Genomic DNA, 2,048 nt, shown 5'->3' with positions numbered 1-2,048 from the left:
TCACGGCGTCGCCGAGGGAGAGTCCGACTTCGGTGGCCGTGCTTTCGGCGGTCTGGAGCGAGGGCGGCAGGTCTCCGGCGCGGATCACGCCGTCTTCGCAGTACTGGGCCGCGCGCTGAAGGCAGCTCGTGAGTTCCGAAACGTTGCCCGGCCAGAAGTACCGGGTGAGCAGTTCCAGCGCCGGATAGGAAATGCGCTTGATTTTTTCCGTGTGATAGTCGGCGTTGCGCAGCAGCAGATGCTCCACCAGCGGCACGATGTCTTCGCGGCGCTCGCGCAGCGGCGGAATGTGCAGCGAGCACATGTTGAGCCGGGCGTACAGCTCGGCGGAAAAGCGTCCCTGTTCCACCAGCGTGTCGAGCTGGGCGCTCGTGGCCGCAATGACGCGCACGTCCACGGGCACGGGATCTTCGCCGCCCTGGCGCAGCACGGTGTGTTCCTTGAGCAGGCGCAGCAGACTGTCCTGCGCGGCGGGCGTGAGGGCTTCCACGGCGTCGAGGAAGATGGTGCCCGTGTTGGCCTGTTCAAAGAGACCTTTCTGCGTCTGCATGGCCCCGAGAAACGCTCCCTTCTGATAGCCGCACAGCTCAATCTGAAGCCGTTCCGGCGGAAGGGCCGCGCAGTGGCACACGACAAGCGGCACGTCGCTGCGCGGACTGAAGGCGTGAATGCGCGTGGCAAGACGTTCCTTGCCCACGCCGGGCTCGCCGCACAGCAGCACGGGCGCGCGCCCCGGCGCGATGTGGGCGGCCTGTTCCAGAATGTTGCGCATGACCTTCGACTGCGCAATGAACGCGGAATCGGATCTGGCGTCTTCGTTCGCGAGATCGTTGGCGATGCGTCCGGGGAGGCGGCGCTGACGGCTGAGTTCTTCCTGAAGATAGGCGGCTTCGTTGGCGATGAGCGCGGCCACCACTTCCATGAAGACGCGGCGTTTTTCGAGGTCTTCGCGGGAAATGAATTCGGTGTCGGCGTTGAGGGTGCCGATGACCTCGCGCGCCGAAAGCGGACCGTCGCCCGCGGGCGCGAGAATGGGCACGGAAATGAAGGAGAGGCGTTCCATTTCCTCGTCGGTGCGCTCGAAGAGCAGGCTGAGGAAGAGGGAATCGCCCTTGAGTTTTTCCACGATCACGGAGCGGCCGGTGGCGAAGACCTGTCCGGTGACGCCCACCCCGGGGGCGTAGTTGGCGTGATTGGCTCTGGGCTGGGTGTCGGCGAGGCTGAGGCGCAGCATGCCGGTTTCGGGATCGAAGAGCACGAGGTGCGGACGCAGAAAACCGTGACGTTCGGAAAGCTTGCGCAGCAGAGAGGTCAGACTGGTCTGGAAGGGGCGTTTGGGCCCCATTTCGCTGGCCATGAGGCGCAGGGTTTCCAGCCAGGGGCTGACATCCTGATTGGCAGCGTTATTGGAATGATGCAGCATGAAAGCACTCCGACAGTCGGAACGGCGTTATTTGAGAGAAGCAATGCGGGAACGGAAGAACGCGGCGGACTCCTGGTCGGTGGGGGGCAGGGCGGCGACGGCGGCTTCGTAGGCGGCCACGGCTCCGGCCTTGTCGCCGGCGGCTACGGCGGCTTCGGCTTCCTGCTGGCGGATCACGGGCACGGCCTCGGCGGGAGCGGAAGCGGCGAGCTTCTTGAATCCATCGCGGGCGGCGGCGAAATCGCCCTTGTGCATGAGCACCTGAGCGTGGTTCAGGCGGGCGGCGAAGGCAAGGGGAGTGTCGCCGTCGGCTTCGGCCACGCGGGCGTAGGCGGAAGCGGCCTTGTCCCAGTCGCCGGTCTGCACGGCGGAGGCGGCAAGTTCGAGATCGGCGGCGGCGCGCACGGCGGAAGGCGCATCCTTGAGGAAGGTTTCGAGGGCGGCGACGCGGCGCGCCGGATCCTGAATGGAAATGACGCGGCCGAGGGCCTGACGGGCGTCCTTCACCTGTTCTTCGCGATACCTCTGCCAGCCGGCCACGCAGAGAATGACCAGCACCACGACCACCACGCCGGCGGCGATTTTGCGGGCGTGAGTGAGCACGAAGTTCCAGAGGGGCGCGGCT

Annotated in this window: 2 protein-coding genes; both read right to left on the bottom strand. The window is 66.0% G+C overall.

Annotated features, from left to right (window positions below):
- Positions 1-1,423: sigma 54-interacting transcriptional regulator (locus ACZM96_RS10830; RefSeq protein ID WP_489489068.1), on the bottom strand; the 1,423-nt coding region annotated here is incomplete at its 3' end.
- 27 nt (positions 1,424-1,450) lie between these two features.
- The coding region (locus ACZM96_RS10825; RefSeq protein ID WP_489489067.1) for a tetratricopeptide repeat protein at positions 1,451-2,048 on the bottom strand (598 nt) is incomplete at its 5' end.

Source organism: Mailhella sp. (assembly GCF_057866825.1).
Note: the sequence above shows the minus strand (reverse complement) of the source record. Positions and strands in the feature narration are given on the sequence as shown.